This window comes from Citrobacter sp. UYEF32, from assembly GCF_040546205.1.
GTDB lineage: Bacteria > Pseudomonadota > Gammaproteobacteria > Enterobacterales > Enterobacteriaceae > Phytobacter > Phytobacter diazotrophicus.
Genome location: NZ_JBEPNI010000005.1, coordinates 406,969 through 421,371, shown reverse-complemented (window position 1 = coordinate 421,371; position 14,403 = coordinate 406,969). Strand labels below are relative to the sequence as shown.

The 14,403-nt window shown below is 52.0% G+C and carries 14 protein-coding genes; 7 read left to right on the top strand and 7 right to left on the bottom strand.

Translation table 11 applies throughout. The features are described from left to right. Positions 1–101: 101 nt before the first annotated feature. Positions 102–1,085: a zinc transporter ZntB gene (gene zntB, locus ABIB59_RS16530; protein ID WP_039076965.1), complete on the top strand. Its 984-nt coding sequence runs from the start codon at positions 102–104 to the stop codon at positions 1,083–1,085. A gap of 277 nt (positions 1,086–1,362) precedes the next feature. After that, complete coding sequence (ynaL, locus tag ABIB59_RS26420) at positions 1,363–1,512, top strand: proline-rich small protein YnaL (RefSeq protein WP_463366365.1); 150 nt, start codon at positions 1,363–1,365, stop codon at positions 1,510–1,512. A 32-nt stretch (positions 1,513–1,544) separates the two neighbouring features. Here the strand turns inward: ynaL and ttcA are convergent, their stop codons facing one another. The 4 genes from ttcA to nifJ form a co-directional block, all read right to left on the bottom strand. Then, positions 1,545–2,480, bottom strand: coding sequence for a tRNA 2-thiocytidine(32) synthetase TtcA (ttcA, locus tag ABIB59_RS16525; RefSeq protein ID WP_039076966.1), 936 nt, complete (start codon positions 2,478–2,480; stop codon positions 1,545–1,547). A gap of 144 nt (positions 2,481–2,624) precedes the next feature. After that, entirely contained in the window at positions 2,625–2,720 is a 96-nt protein-coding gene (locus tag ABIB59_RS16520; protein ID WP_139153700.1) for a YoaK family small membrane protein, read from the bottom strand. Positions 2,721–3,202: 482 nt separating this feature from the next. After that, complete coding sequence (locus ABIB59_RS16515; RefSeq protein WP_039076967.1) at positions 3,203–3,415, bottom strand: KTSC domain-containing protein; 213 nt, start codon at positions 3,413–3,415, stop codon at positions 3,203–3,205. Positions 3,416–3,538: 123 nt separating this feature from the next. Further along, the gene (nifJ, locus tag ABIB59_RS16510) at positions 3,539–7,063 is read right to left on the bottom strand and encodes a pyruvate:ferredoxin (flavodoxin) oxidoreductase (RefSeq protein ID WP_354036216.1); all 3,525 of its coding nucleotides are present in this window, start codon (positions 7,061–7,063) and stop codon (positions 3,539–3,541) included. A 558-nt stretch (positions 7,064–7,621) separates the two neighbouring features. Between nifJ and ABIB59_RS16505 the strand changes: the two genes are divergently transcribed. From ABIB59_RS16505 to ABIB59_RS16495, 3 genes are all read left to right on the top strand, one after another. After that, positions 7,622–8,092: an Hsp20 family protein gene (locus ABIB59_RS16505; protein ID WP_039076969.1), complete on the top strand. Its 471-nt coding sequence runs from the start codon at positions 7,622–7,624 to the stop codon at positions 8,090–8,092. 224 nt (positions 8,093–8,316) lie between these two features. Beyond that, positions 8,317–8,523, top strand: a complete 207-nt coding sequence (locus ABIB59_RS16500) for a hypothetical protein (RefSeq protein ID WP_039076970.1) — start codon at positions 8,317–8,319, stop codon at positions 8,521–8,523. Positions 8,524–8,817: 294 nt separating this feature from the next. Next, a complete protein-coding gene (locus tag ABIB59_RS16495; protein ID WP_072039689.1) occupies positions 8,818–9,084 on the top strand; it encodes a putative hemolysin in 267 nt (88 codons plus the stop codon). Here the strand turns inward: ABIB59_RS16495 and hslJ are convergent. Then, entirely contained in the window at positions 9,078–9,506 is a 429-nt protein-coding gene (gene hslJ / locus ABIB59_RS16490; protein ID WP_169039306.1) for a heat shock protein HslJ, read from the bottom strand. The genes ABIB59_RS16495 and hslJ overlap by 7 nt on opposite strands. 112 nt (positions 9,507–9,618) lie before the next feature. Continuing rightward, the gene (locus ABIB59_RS16485) at positions 9,619–10,608 is read right to left on the bottom strand and encodes a 2-hydroxyacid dehydrogenase (RefSeq protein ID WP_079497506.1); all 990 of its coding nucleotides are present in this window, start codon (positions 10,606–10,608) and stop codon (positions 9,619–9,621) included. A gap of 208 nt (positions 10,609–10,816) precedes the next feature. Between ABIB59_RS16485 and ABIB59_RS16480 the strand changes: the two genes are divergently transcribed. Continuing rightward, complete coding sequence (locus ABIB59_RS16480) at positions 10,817–13,459, top strand: YdbH family protein (protein WP_354036213.1); 2,643 nt, start codon at positions 10,817–10,819, stop codon at positions 13,457–13,459. Beyond that, the gene (locus tag ABIB59_RS16475) at positions 13,456–13,650 is read left to right on the top strand and encodes a YnbE family lipoprotein (protein ID WP_039076974.1); all 195 of its coding nucleotides are present in this window, start codon (positions 13,456–13,458) and stop codon (positions 13,648–13,650) included. The genes ABIB59_RS16480 and ABIB59_RS16475 overlap by 4 nt, the downstream gene beginning before the upstream one ends. A gap of 6 nt (positions 13,651–13,656) precedes the next feature. On the opposite strand, the gene azoR is transcribed toward ABIB59_RS16475, so the two are convergent. Further along, positions 13,657–14,262, bottom strand: a complete 606-nt coding sequence (gene azoR, locus ABIB59_RS16470; protein ID WP_039076975.1) for an FMN-dependent NADH-azoreductase — start codon at positions 14,260–14,262, stop codon at positions 13,657–13,659. Positions 14,263–14,403: the final 141 nt, after the last annotated feature.

Below are 14,403 nucleotides of genomic sequence, written 5' to 3'. Positions count from 1 at the left end.
CGGGCTTTTTTTTAATATTTATAACGAATTCAGCATGATGGTTGCTTAACGGGCGCAGAGAGCTAGACTGACAACAGCACTTATGTTGATTGGGAGGCGCTGTGGAAGCGATCAAAGGAACGGATGTTGATATTCCGGATGCGGTTTTCGCCTGGCGTCTGGATGGAAAGGGCGGAGTCAAACCGCTGGAACCGGATGATGTGATTGATGCACAGCATCCTTGCTGGCTGCACCTGAATTATACCAATCAGGAGAGCGCGCAATGGCTCGCATCAACGCCGCAGTTACCTAATAGCGTGCGTAACGCGCTTGCCGGTGAAAGCCTGCGTCCACGTGTCAGTCGCGTAGGGGAAGGTACGCTTATCACGCTGCGCTGCATTAACGGCAGCACAGACGAGCGCCCGGACCAGTTAGTGGCCGTGCGTGTTTATATGGATGAACGGATGATTATCTCAACGCGTCAGCGTAAGGTGCTGGCGCTGGATGATGTCGTGAGCGACCTGGAGGAAGGGACCGGGCCGACGGACTGCGGCGGCTGGCTGGTGGATGTTTGTGATGCATTGACCGACCATGCCAGCGAGTTTATTGAAGAGCTACACGATAAGATTATCGACCTTGAAGACAATTTGCTTGATCAGGAGATTCCCCCCAGAGGTTTCCTTGCATTACTGCGTAAACAGTTGATCGTGATGCGTCGCTATATGGCGCCACAGCGCGATGTTTTTGCCCGTCTGGCCAGCGAGCGGCTGCCGTGGATGACCGACGATCAGCGTCGTCGTATGCAAGATATTGCAGACCGACTGGGGCGGGGACTTGATGAGATTGATGCCTGTATCGCGCGCACGGCAGTGATGACGGATGAAATCACGCAGGTGATGCAGGAGTCGTTAGCGCGCAGAACTTACACCATGTCGTTGATGGCAATGGTCTTCCTGCCCAGCACCTTTTTGACCGGGTTGTTCGGTGTCAATTTAGGCGGAATACCCGGCGGTGGCTGGCGATTTGGCTTCGCACTTTTCTGCATTATGTTGGTCATCCTGATAGGGGGTGTTACCTGGTGGTTGCATCGTAGTAAATGGCTGTAAAATTTCACTTTTTTAACAAAAATTGAACATAAAAACGCCGTTTACTTTGAGCGATATCAATAAATGCTCTACGCAACCAGTGCAATATTGCACTCGCAGGTGAATGCAACGTCAAGCGATGGGCGTTGCGCTCCATATTGTCTTACTTCCTTTTTTGAATTACTGCATAGCACAATTGATTCGTACGACGCCGACTTAAAAGAGTCGGCTTTTTTTTTGCCTCTCAGTTTGTCCGGTCTACCCTTAAAGGATGGCAACGCGAAAGAAGGAGGCGAAAATGCGTATATTAACCCCACAGCAGATGAGCGACCCACTTCCAACAGATCCGGTTCCAGTGCCTGACCCTATACCAAAACCGCAGCCTATTCCCGACCCGCCGTTCGACCCGGACCCTCGGCCGATTGTCGATCCACCACCGCATAGATAGAAAAAAGCCCTCTGTGAAAGAGGGCTGATGGCTTACTTGATTTCAAGTATATCGAGGCGACTGGCAGCGAAATCGCCGTCGTCTTCATCAGGCTGCCAGCCTGCTGGCCGTAAAGGGATCTCTTCGCGGTCAAAGGCGAGGTCGCCACCGTCCACTACCGCAGAACCGTGATGAATAGATTTGAAATCAAACAGGGTGGTATCGCTCAGATGTGAAGGCACGACGTTTTGCATCGCACTGAACATCGTCTCAATACGCCCAGGATAACGTTTATCCCAGTCGCGCAACATATCGGCAATAACCTGACGTTGCAGGTTCGGCTGTGAACCGCACAGGTTGCAGGGAATGATAGGGAATGCTTTTGCTTCGGCAAAACGCTCGATATCTTTCTCGCGGCAGTAAGCGAGCGGGCGAATCACGATATGTTTGCCATCATCGCTCATCAGCTTGGGCGGCATGCCTTTCATTTTGCCGCCATAGAACATGTTCAGGAACAGCGTTTGCAAAATGTCGTCACGGTGATGGCCCAGCGCGATCTTAGTGGCACCCAGCTCAGTGGCCGTACGGTACAAAATGCCGCGACGCAGGCGTGAGCAGAGCGAACAGGTGGTTTTCCCTTCCGGAATTTTCTCTTTTACGATCCCGTAGGTGTTCTCTTCGACGATCTTATATTCGACACCCTGCTGGTCCAGGTAAGCTGGCAGAATGTGTTCCGGAAAGCCCGGCTGTTTCTGATCGAGGTTGACCGCCACAAGGCTGAAATTGATCGGCGCGCTTTGTTGCAGATTGCGCAGAATTTCCAGCATGGTATAGCTGTCTTTACCGCCGGAGAGACAGACCATGATGCGGTCGCCTTCTTCAATCATATTGAAGTCGGCAATCGCTTCGCCCACATTACGGCGCAGACGTTTTTGCAGCTTGTTCAGATTGTATTGTTCTTTTTTGGTAATTTCTTGATTTTGCGACATGAAAAAAAGGCTCAATTCAGGTGTTCAACGTCAATCAGGCATGCCTGACCAACAGATATGGGCGCTAAAGCGAGATTGTAGCAATGCTTGACGGCGAATACAGGATTTTTATCGCGGAGACGATGGCAGGAATGAATGCCGCTATTAGCCCGGCGTAGCGTAGCCACCGATAATAAACCAACTGAGAAATGCGACAGCGACGATAAATACGATGATGGGGAAAGCAATACCCAGTCTCATAACTGTTCTCTAATGCCAGAGGTGAAAAAGCAGAAGAGCACATTACCCAAACCGGATCGGCTCTGCAAATGTTATAACGCGAAAAATGACTATTGCTTAACGGCTCTCACCAGAATGACCGTTGTGAGTACTTATTGAGGCGTTCAGCGGTAAGAGGAAAGGGCATTGCCGTTACGTTGAGGGAACATAACGGCGGACAAAGACAGGTATTCAGGATCTGCGGTTAGTCAGCACAAGGCTGAACTTCTTCCATTGGTTTTCGCGTTGACGCTGCAGGCTCCAGTGAATCTGCATCGTGCGGCGAGTTCTGCTTAATTTCATTCAATCGTTCTCAATGGCTAAGGAGTCGTCAGACCAATGTTCAGGTCTGAACATGAGTATGGCGCACTTATTTGACAGTTTTATATCAGCGGCGTCTGTTTGGCAGGATTTTCAGACAATGCGCCACTTTTTTACGCGTATTGTGAGGTTTTGCCTGTCTTTCAGGCCACTTTCTTTTCCGGAAATTTGCCTTTCACTACGCCATCGTAATAGCGGCCTTTCGATACAACCGTCAGAAATACTGTGAAAATTCTTTCCGGCACGCCGTGGTACTGCCAGGTGCTTTTATCGTGAAAACGGACTTCCAGCGTGTTTGTGCATTCATCATAGCCAATGGATGCAATACGGGAGGATTTTACGGGATGGTGTCGCATGCTGGGTGTCCTTTACAACTCGGCGCGGGGAAGGTTTATCATCCACCAGATGCGCCGTCTGTTGCAAGACGCAAAGAAATAAAAAGCCTGCAAACATGCAGGCTTTTTGTTCAACTTATCTTGTTATTCCGTCGAGCTTTTTTCCGATTTTCCTGCCATTTGGGCGAGGAAGTCATAGCGTTTTTGCAGATCGGCGGCGGCATCTTTCCAGAGCTGTTCTGCCACTTCCGGTTGCTGGGCGTTAAGCCGCCTAAAGCGTTGCTCGTTGAGCAGCGTTTCGGCCAGCGCATCAGACGGTGGACGGGAATCGAGCGCCAGCGGCAATTTGCCTTCATCCGCACGGCGCGGGTCGAAGCGATACAGTGGCCAGAAGCCGGTTGCCGTAAGTTGACGCATCTGATCATGGCTTAACGCCAGATCATAGCCATGCTCCTCACAGGGACTATAAGCAATGATCAACGACGGTCCAGGGTAGGTTTCCGCTTCCTGAATCGCTTTTACCGTCTGGTTGAGCTGCGCGCCAAGTGAAATCTGCGCGACATAAACATGGCCGTACATCATCATACTGACACCAAGATCCTTACGTGCCTTACGCTTGCCATGTTCACCAAACTTGGTGACCGCACCAAGCGGCGTGGCTTTGGATGCCTGACCGCCGGTGTTGGAATAACATTGCGTATCGAGCACCAGGATATTGACGTTCTCGGTGAGGCTGAGCACATGATCAAGTCCGCCGAAACCAATGTCATAGGCCCAGCCGTCGCCGCCAATCAGCCAGATCGATTTCTCGACCAGCGCATCAGCATCGGTTAACAGCTCTTTGGCTTCCTCGACACCGGCCAGTGCCTGACGCAGCGAGGCAACCTGTTCACGACGCTCTTCCGGTGTCGCATCGGCATGCAGCGCATCGTTGAGTTCGCCTGGAATATGCGCGGCGAACTGTTCCAGCAGGCGCATCACGCGTTTGCGGTGCTGATCGACCGTCAGGCGGAAGCCCAGACCAAACTCGGCGTTATCCTCAAACAGGGAGTTCGCCCATGCCGGGCCACGTCCTGCCGCATCAGTGGTATACGGTGTGGACGGTAAGTTACCGCCATAAATCGACGAACACCCGGTGGCGTTAGCTATCAGCATGCGATCGCCATACAGTTGGGTTAACAGTTTGATGTACGGCGTTTCGCCGCAGCCGGAACAGGCGCCGGAGTATTCAAACAGCGGGCTGATAAGCTGCGAGGTGCGAATATCGATACGTTCCAGTTTGCTGCGGTCAATTTCCGGCAGATTGAGGAAGTAGTCGAAATTCACTTTCTCTTCTTCAACGTGCTCCAGACGCGACATCATATTGATGGCTTTGATTTCCGGGTTCTGACGATCTTTGGCCGGGCAGACTTCCACGCACAGGTTACACCCGGTGCAATCCTCTGGCGCCACCTGCAGCACGTACTTCTGTCCACGCATATCACGGGATTTCACATCCAGTGAATGCAGACTTGCCGGAGCCTGTTCCATCGCTTCGGGTGAAACCACTTTGGCGCGAATGGCTGAATGTGGGCAGGCCGCAACGCAGTGGTTACATTGCGTACAGAGTTCCTCTTTCCAGACAGGGATCTCTTCGGCGATGTTGCGTTTCTCCCAGCGAGTGGTGCCCATCGGCCATGTACCGTCTGGCGGCAGCGCAGAGACGGGCAGGGCGTCACCCAGGCCTGCCAGCATGGCGGCCGTAACGGTTTTAACGAAATCGGGAGCGGCATCGGAAACTACGGGTGGGCGGGGCGCGCTGGTCGGATTGACCTGTTGTAGCGGAACCTCGAACAGCGATTCGCGCGCCATTGCCAGAGCCTGCCAGTTGCGCTCAACCAGTTCCTGGCCTTTGTTGCTGTAGCTTTTGGCAATGGCCCCTTGCAACTCCGCCAGCGCACTGTCGCCTGGCAGGATGCGGGTCAGATGGAAGAAGGCCATCTGCATTACCGTGTTGATTCGTGCGGCCAGGCCACATTCGCGGGCGATTTTCGCAGCGTTAATGACGTAGAAATGGGCTTGCTTCTGGTTCAGCACGGCCTGAACTTCCTGCGGCAGTCGATCCCACACTTCGTCGGCACTGTACGGGGTGTTGAGCAGGAAAATGCCGCCAGGTTTCAGGCGCTCCGCCATCTGATATTTATCAATAAACTGCAATTGATGGCAGCCAACGAAATCCGCCTGCGAGACCAGATAGGCTGAGCGAATCGGGTGCTCACTGACGCGCAGGTGCGAAACTGTCAGGCCGCCCGCTTTTTTGGAGTCGTAAACAAAATACCCCTGTGCATACCACGGCGTTGAATTACCAATAATCTTGATGTTGTTCTTGGTGGCTGAAACACTCCCGTCACTGCCAAGTCCATAAAACAGGGCTTCCAGCCGGGATTTTGATGGCAACGTGTTTTCCGGCAATGGCAGCGACAGGTTTGTCACGTCATCATAAATGCCGACGGTAAAACGCGGTTTAGGTTTGCTGGCGCGCAGTTCATTGAAGACGGCCAGAACGCAATCCGGGCCAAACTCTTTGGATGATAATCCGTAGCGTCCACCGATAACCCGGGGCAGGGTTTCGCGTTCACCGCCATTAAAGGCTTCTGCGAGCGCGGTCATCACGTCCAGATAGAGAGGTTCAGCCAGCGCCCCTGGCTCTTTTGTGCGATCGAGTACAGCTATAGTTTTTGCCGATTCCGGCAAGACGGCAAGCAGATGCTGCGCGCTGAACGGACGGAACAGGCGCACTTTCAGTACACCGACTTTCTCACCGCGGGTGAGCAGTTCGTCGACGACTTCTTCACAGGTACCAATTGCCGAACCCATCAGGATAATGACGCGCTCAGCCTGAGGATGACCGTAATACTCAAACGGCTTGTACTGGCGTCCGGTGGCGGCGGCAAACGCATCCATAGCCTGCTCAACGTGGTCATAGACGGCGTTGTACCAGGGGTTAGTCGCTTCACGTGACTGGAAATAGGTATCCGGGTTGGCGGAGGTACCGCGAATGACGGGGTGTTCAGGATTGAGCGCACGGGAACGGTGGGCATCAATCTCGTCCTGTGGCATCAGGGTGCGGATCGTATCGTCAGAGAGCGGTACAATCTTGTTAATTTCGTGCGAGGTACGAAAGCCATCAAAGAAATGAATAAACGGCACACGGCTTTTGAGCGTCGCGATATGCGAAATCAGCGCAAAGTCCTGCGCCTCCTGCACACTCCCCGCACAGAGCATCGCGCAGCCAGTCTGACGGACAGCCATCACATCGGAATGATCGCCGAATATAGAGAGCGCATGGGTAGCAACCGTACGGGCCGCCACGTGCAACACGAACGGCGTGAGCTGACCGGCGAGTTTATACAGCGTCGGGATCATCAGTAACAGACCCTGCGACGAGGTAAAGGAGGTAGAAAGCGCGCCCGTTTGCAATGCACCGTGTACCGCAGCAATGGCCCCGGCTTCGGATTGCATCTCCACAACGCGTGGCGTATCACCCCAAACGTTATTTAGCCCATTCCCGGCCCAGGCATCTGCCTGCTCAGCCATGGTTGAACTGGGGGTAATAGGATAGATGGCGATAACTTCACTGGTACGGAACGCCACCGAAGCGACCGCGCCATTACCGTCAATAGTGATCATATGGAAACTCTCATTGCTTAAATGTCAGTTTTAAAGCGGCTTTATGCTTGCATCGCGACTCTCTGGTGCACCAGCAGGGCAGTTACAAGCATTTTTTTATTAAATAGATTTATCACGTTCGTTCTGGTGTATGTTCGCTTCGCTTTCAGGGTTATGGCTCATAGTCCGTTTTTCTTTCATACCTGCAGCCGCCCCTCATCATGCTTTCAGTCAGTATAGACAGCCAGGAAGCAAAGGTTTTTGATCTCATGGGCTTTAGCGAAAGTTATAAGCCTGAGGAATATATTGCATTCCGTCGTTCGGGCGCTGGTCGTAACCTGTTGAGCATGTCGCGTCATGTCCACTCCCGGAAAATAGCGCAATTTTGTGATCGCCATTTTCCCTTGAGTAGCACTAATTCGTTTTGCGAGGAGGGTAGGCGAACGTCTGTAACGGGCCGCAGAAAAAAATTATTCTTCAGGGCTTGAAAAACCGTTTTCGGCGCTTATTTTTATCAGCGGACAAGCCACGCTTGCCTTTAACTTGAACTTTTGAATCCAACATTCAGGAGGTTAATTTATGGCACTCAGAACCTTGTCAGCACTTCCGGGCTTTTCTGATTCTGTCTTTGCTGACCGATTCAACCGTATCGACAAACTTTTTAGTCAGTTAACCGGGGATTCGCCTGTTTCGGCGTTACCGGCCTATGACCTCAAAAAAGTCGACGAAAATAACTACCTTCTAAACGTAAGCGTTCCAGGCTGGAAAGAAGACGAGCTGGAAATCGAAACCGTAGGCGGCACGCTGCATATCTCTGGTAAACGTGCGGTAAATGACTCTCAGGATGAACAAGGGTGGATTTACAGAGGCATACGCCGTTCTGATTTTCGGTTAAGTTTCTCGCTGCCAGAGCATGCTAAGGTCAGCAATGCGAAACTGGAAAGCGGCCTTTTAGAGGTGAATATCTACCAGGATATTCCTGAACATGAAAAACCCAGGAAAATTGCCATTGAGAACAGTCAAAAAGTGATTGAGCATCACGCCGGATAATTTCTGTTAATAGTTTGCCTGTCTTAGGCCCGCTCTGGCGGGCCTTTTTTGTATACGCAATCTGCCTTTTATCAGGGGATCCGCAGGGGCCTTTTGGCGCGCAATGTCTTTTCTGCCAATGCAGTTGCTCACAGCTTCCTGGATACGTTTAAACATCGCATACAGCTTTTTACTTTTGCTCCCGCAATATAGCCGCTGCAAGTTATCAACTTACAGGGTCATTGATGATGGGTAAGACGTTAAGAACGGCGTGGTTTTTACTGATTTTATCATTGGGCTCGGCGGCAGCTTACACAGAACAGCCTCCGGTTCTTCTGCAAGGGCATAATAATATTGTCCGACATTCCTCAGGAGAGGGTGATCTTGCCGAAAATCCGGATGAACATGTCCGGGAATCGATGGAGCAGTTCTTCCGTAAGGCACAACGCTAAAAAGGTGTGCGAGTAAACGTCTTCGAAGCCTGTCCATCTGACAGGTTTTTTTATTTCCAGCCTGCACAATGGCGCACGATTATCTCGTTATACATCAATTTTGACTGCGTCTTATCTCTAAATCCGTTTCAGGCATAACGTCAATTACTCTATTGCGATGTGCTATTTTGCGTTTGCGCAAAAAAATAGCATCAAAATGTTTCCAGAGCGCATAAAGGTGCAGTTTCGGTCTCGACGTAACGGACTGTGCTGCCTATGATGCTTAGGTTTTGCTAAATCATTGGGGGATGAGAAATGCGTTCAGCGTTTTGGGTAGGGTGTGCTGTTTTATTACTCTCTGCATGCAGCAGTGAACCCGTTCAGCAGGCAACGGCCGCACATGTGGCGCCGGGGTTACGTGCGTCAATGTCCAGCAGCGGTGAGGCGAATTGCGCAATGGTCGGTGGGTCATTGTCTGTCGCACGCCAACTGGATGGATCTGCAATCGGGATGTGCGCACTCCCTAACGGCAAACGTTGTAGCGAACAGTCGCTTGCCGCCGGAAGTTGTGGCGCTTACTGAGCCTGATCGGCCTGGGTATAAATTAACGTTTGATCGGCAGTTGTCAGCGTAAGCTGACCATCGGTCAGATCGACCTGGGCACCTTCACTGAGCATTTTACCGATGATGTTGTCCAGTGCGTTGCGCTGGGCATCAGCACACATCATGCGCGTCATGGCCATCTTTTTCACCGTCAGCGTGCCTTCGGACAATTTCCCCTGACCCGTAAAGCGATTGCACATACTGCCAGAGACAACCATTTTATTGTCAAAATGGATGTCTGCCGGATGCTCGCCTTTCTCGACAGCTTGTCCGTTGACCGTATTGAGCACGAAGCGATGCTGTGCAAGCTGCGTTTCGTTTACTGAATTCTTGCTCACACCATGGCTTACACAGCCGGATAGCAGCACGCCAAAGGCTAACAGGGTAATGATCCTTTTCATTGGGTCCTCAAAGAAAATCAACGTAACGGCAGGATAGTAACAGACTGCGGTAATTGAGTGTTGGCAGGAATTGTCTTAAAGGGTTCCCTTCGGATGAAGGGAACCGCAGTGTTTACACCAGTGCGTTCGGGCAGGTTTCGCCGTTCTCAAGCTGGCGCAGATTATTCAGTGTGGTTTCTGAAATGCTGATCAGCGCTTCTGCCGTCAAAAATGCCTGATGGCCGGTAAAGAGCACGTTATGGCAGGCTGACAGTCGACGGAAAATGTCGTCCTGAATGACGTCATTAGATTTGTCTTCAAAGAAGAGATCGCGTTCGTTCTCGTACACATCCATCCCAAGCGAACCGATTTTCTGGTTTTTCAGCGCTTCAATCGCTGCCTGCGAATCAATCAGACCGCCACGACTGGTGTTAACGATCATGACGCCATCCTTCATTTGATCGAAGGCCGCGTGGTTAAGCAGGTGATAGTTTTCCGGCGTCAGCGGGCAGTGCAGGGAGATAACATCGGACTCGGAAAAAAGCGTCGTAAGGTCGACATATTCTACGCCTAACTCGAGTGCGGCAGCGCTCGGGTACGGATCAAACGCCAGCAGTCGCATGCCAAAACCTTTCAGGATCCGCAGCGCGGCAACGCCAATTTTCCCGGTACCAATAACCCCCGCCGTTTTACCATACATGGTAAAGCCCGTCAGCCCTTCGAGTGAGAAGTTGGCGTCGCGGGTACGCTGATACGCGCGGTGAATACGACGGTTCAATGCCATCATCATCCCGATAGCGTGTTCTGCCACGGCTTCCGGGGAATATGCCGGGACACGTACCACGTGGAGTCCCAGCTCTTTTGCCGCATCCAGATCGACATTGTTGAAGCCGGCACAACGCAGTGCGATGAATTTAACGCCATGCTTTTTCAGCTCTTCCAGAACCGGGCGACTGCCGTCATCGTTAACGAAAATACAGACGCCTTCGCAGCCATTAGCCGTTTTTGCCGTTTTCTCTGTGAGTAGAAAGTCAAAAAATTCAATCTCGTAGCCGAACTGCTCGTTTACGTGCTGCAAATACTTTTTATCGTATTGCTTTGTGCTGTATACCGCGAGTTTCATAAGACTTTCTCCATTAGGTTTGTCACCACATTAACATGGTTAAAATAATTGTGTAAATACTAAAAAATAATTGATAAACAGAGACATATAAAACAGTTTAAAACATCTACGCTTAAAAGGGGCAGCGACTTCACCTGTCAGGCTAAACATGCCACAATAATGGCCAGAATCGGCTTAATTATACGCAAAATCAGGATATTAACTGCCCATGAAGGGTAAATACAAAGCCGCAATCGCATTGCTACTACTGTTTATTCTGCTGCCGTTGACGCTGCTGCTGACGCTCGCGTATTGGGTGCCGACGCTTGCAGGCATCTGGCTGCCCGCAGGCACACGTATAGTCTTCGAAGAAAGCCCACGTTTTACCCGTCACTCGCTGCAAATCCCGGACCTGCATTACCTGATTGAAGATTGTCCTGTGGCGCTGGTCAAAAATGCGCAACTGACGCACCCGAGCCGCTGGAAACTGGATATAGGGTCGCTGGACATCAACACCACCTGTTTAGCGAAACTTCCCGAGACAGAACCGTCGCCTGGTGCGCCGACAACGCTGGCCGAATGGCAATCCATGTTGCCGAAAACGTGGGTTAACATTGACCGTTTCACCGTCTCGCCCTGGCAAGAGTGGCAAGGAAAAATCTCGCTGGCGTTATCCAAAGAGAATCAGGATCTCCACTATGACGGCGACCAGGTCTCCTTTAAGGCCAGGCTGCGCGGGCAGATGCTCACCCTGACACAAATGCAGTTACGTCTGATCGAGGGCGAACCGCCTGTCACGCTGGGCGGCGAGTTTGTCCTGCCAAATGTACCGAACGGCATACCGGTTAATGGTCATGCCCAGACCACGCTCACGCTGCCAACGGAACCGTCGCTGGTCGATGCCGATCTGGAGTGGCGCAATAATGAAGGGCAACTCATTATTACCGCACGCGACAATCCGGAACCTATTTTGGATCTGCCCTGGCAGGCGACACGTGAACGGTTAACCATCAGCGATGGCCGCTGGAACTGGCCTTATCAGGGGTTCCCCCTAAGCGGACGCGTCGGATTACGTATCGATGGCTGGCAGGAGGGGTTGCAAAAAGCAGAAATCAGCGGTCGTCTGAACGTTCTGACGCAGGGCGATGCCGGAAAAGGGAATGCGGTACTCACCATAGGGCCGGGGCGTCTCAATATGGTGAACAGCGATATGCCACTGCAACTGACGGGTGAAGCTAAACAGGGAGAGATGATCTTCTACGCCGTGCTGCCTGCGCATCTTACGGGCGGGCTTAGCGACCCGACACTGGCATTTACGCCCGGCGCGCTGTTGCGCTCAAGCGGACGCGTGATCGACGCGCTCAATATTGATGATATTCGCTGGCCACTGGCGGGCGTCAAAGTTACCCAGAAGGGCGTGGACGGGCGCTTGCAGGCCATTTTGCGTGCCCATGAAAATGCGATGGGGGATTTTGTTTTACATCTTGACGGCCAGGCGCGTGATTTTCTACCAGATGATGGTTTGTGGCAATGGCGTTACTGGGGGACGGGTAACTTTACCCCAATGAACGCCCGCTGGGATGTCAACGGGCGCGGCGAATGGCGTGATAAAACCATTTTGCTCAGCGATTTATCTACCGGTTTCGACCAGTTGCAGTACGGCACGATGCATGTAAGCTCGCCACGTCTGGTATTGAATGAGCCTGTGCGTTGGTTGCGCGATGAGGATCACCCCTTTTTTAGTGGCGCGTTAACCCTGGATGCCGGAAAGACTACCTTCACTGGTGGGAGCGTGCTGCCACCTTCAACGTTAACGTTTAGCGTAGAAGGGAGCGAACCCACCATCTTCCAGTTCAAAGGCGATTTACGCGCTGAAAAAATTGGCCCGGTACGGGTAAACGGGCGCTGGGATGGTGAGCGCCTGCGCGGACAAGCCTGGTGGCCGCGCCAGTCGCTGACGGTGTTCCAGCCGTTGGTACCGCCAGACTGGAAGATGAATTTATTGGACGGTTCTTTGTATGCCCAGGTGGCCTTTTCTGCCGCCGCCGGGCAGGGTTTTGAGGCGGGTGGGCACGGAGTGTTGCGTGGCGGCAGCGCCTGGATGCCGGATAACCAACTTTCCGGTGTCGATTTTGTTCTACCTTTCCGTTACCGCGAAGGTAACTGGCAACTGGGTACACGCAGGCCGGTTTCGTTGCGTATTGGCGAAGTGGTGAATCAGGTGACGGCACGCAATATTGCCGCCGATTTACAGGGCAGTTATCCCTGGAGTGAAGAAAATCCCTTACAGTTGAGTAACGTCAGTATTGATGTACTGGGCGGCAAGGTCACGATGAGTCAGTTACGTTTACCGCAACACGATCCGGCTCTGCTCCGCTTGCGCAATATCTCATCAAGCGAGTTAATCAGCGCCATTAACCCTAAACAGTTTGCGATGTCCGGTCCTTTTGACGGCGCGCTACCGTTATGGCTCGATAACAACGGCACATGGATTATCAAAGACGGCTGGCTGCATAACCCCGGCCCCATGACTTTGCGCGTGGATAAAGACACGGCAGACGCGCTGGTGAAAGACAACATAGCAGCCGGTGCGGCTATCAACTGGCTGCGCTATATGGAGATTTCACGCTCCTGGACGACGCTCAATTTGGACCGTCAGGGCGTGCTAAAAATGAAGGCGGCCATTAAAGGCACCAGTTTTGTGGAAGGGAAAAGTAATACAGTGAACCTGAACTATACCCACGAAGAGAATGTCTTTGCGTTGTGGCGCAGTTTGCGCTTCGGCGACAATCTTCAGTCGCTGCTAAAACAAAAGGCAAAGCTGCCTGCGGTCCCCTGTGCCAACGGAAAAGAGTGTGAGGATAAACAATGAAAACCCTGCCAGTGATAATGATGACGATGATGCTGGCTGCCTGTACGCCGAGGATTGAAGTGGCTGCGCCGAAAGAGCCGATCACCATCAATATGAATGTGAAGATCGAGCACGACATCAATATTAAAGCGGATAAGGAAGTGGAGACATTGCTGGAGAAACAGAACCCTCCTGCGAGCGCAGGAGGGTAATAACACTTAGGCTGCGACCAGGCTGTCGATCGCCGCTTTTGCGTCGGTCTGCGCTTTGGTGGCAACTTCCGGACCGTAAGCAATACCTTCTGCAAACACGAAGTTCACGTCGGTAATACCGATAAAGCCCAGGAACAGTTTCAGGTACGGTGCAACCAGATCGCTTGGGGTATCTTTGTGAATACCGCCGCGGCTGGAAACAACAACAACGCGTTTACCGGTTACAAGACCTTCCGGGCCTTTCTCGGTATAACGGAAGGTGACGCCAGCACGAGCCACCAGGTCAAAATAGTTTTTTAGCTGTGTCGGGATGTTGAAGTTGTACATCGGGGCATTAATGACGATCACATCATGCGCTTGCAGTTCAGCAATCAGTTCGTCAGAAAGGGCCAGCGCTTCCTGCTGACGCGGTGTCAGCGGGGCGTCGGAAGGACGCAGCGCGCCAACCAGTTCGCCATCCAGTACCGGAATAGGGTTTGCCGCCAGATCGCGAACGGTGATCTCATCAGCGGCGTGTTTTGCTTTCCACTGATCAACGAAATAGTCAGCCAACTGACCAGACTGAGAGTACCCTGCCAGAATACTGGATTTAAGAACTAATACTTTGCTCATGGGTGTATCCTTGTTATTTGATATGGGGGCGCGTGCCCCGTTACTGAATGACACTCTATTCACAAAATTGCTGCATGAATAGCGCAATATATCGAATTCTCTATTCAAATTTCTTGAACAAGAAATGATTTATTACGATGT

What these genes read in the sequence shown, in the direction of transcription:
- ynaL (WP_463366365.1), top strand. Translation starts at nt 1,363, where the DNA reads ATGCGTATATTAACCCCACAGCAGATGAGCGACCCACTTCCAACAGAT.
- ttcA (WP_039076966.1), bottom strand. Translation starts at nt 2,480, where the DNA reads ATGTCGCAAAATCAAGAAATTACCAAAAAAGAACAATACAATCTGAAC.
- ABIB59_RS16520 (WP_139153700.1), bottom strand. Translation starts at nt 2,720, where the DNA reads ATGAGACTGGGTATTGCTTTCCCCATCATCGTATTTATCGTCGCTGTC.
- ABIB59_RS16515 (WP_039076967.1), bottom strand. Translation starts at nt 3,415, where the DNA reads ATGCGACACCATCCCGTAAAATCCTCCCGTATTGCATCCATTGGCTAT.
- nifJ (WP_354036216.1), bottom strand. Translation starts at nt 7,063, where the DNA reads ATGATCACTATTGACGGTAATGGCGCGGTCGCTTCGGTGGCGTTCCGT.
- ABIB59_RS16505 (WP_039076969.1), top strand. Translation starts at nt 7,622, where the DNA reads ATGGCACTCAGAACCTTGTCAGCACTTCCGGGCTTTTCTGATTCTGTC.
- ABIB59_RS16500 (WP_039076970.1), top strand. Translation starts at nt 8,317, where the DNA reads ATGATGGGTAAGACGTTAAGAACGGCGTGGTTTTTACTGATTTTATCA.
- ABIB59_RS16495 (WP_072039689.1), top strand. Translation starts at nt 8,818, where the DNA reads ATGCGTTCAGCGTTTTGGGTAGGGTGTGCTGTTTTATTACTCTCTGCA.
- hslJ (WP_169039306.1), bottom strand. Translation starts at nt 9,506, where the DNA reads ATGAAAAGGATCATTACCCTGTTAGCCTTTGGCGTGCTGCTATCCGGC.
- ABIB59_RS16485 (WP_079497506.1), bottom strand. Translation starts at nt 10,608, where the DNA reads ATGAAACTCGCGGTATACAGCACAAAGCAATACGATAAAAAGTATTTG.
- ABIB59_RS16480 (WP_354036213.1), top strand. Translation starts at nt 10,817, where the DNA reads ATGAAGGGTAAATACAAAGCCGCAATCGCATTGCTACTACTGTTTATT.
- ABIB59_RS16475 (WP_039076974.1), top strand. Translation starts at nt 13,456, where the DNA reads ATGAAAACCCTGCCAGTGATAATGATGACGATGATGCTGGCTGCCTGT.
- azoR (WP_039076975.1), bottom strand. Translation starts at nt 14,262, where the DNA reads ATGAGCAAAGTATTAGTTCTTAAATCCAGTATTCTGGCAGGGTACTCT.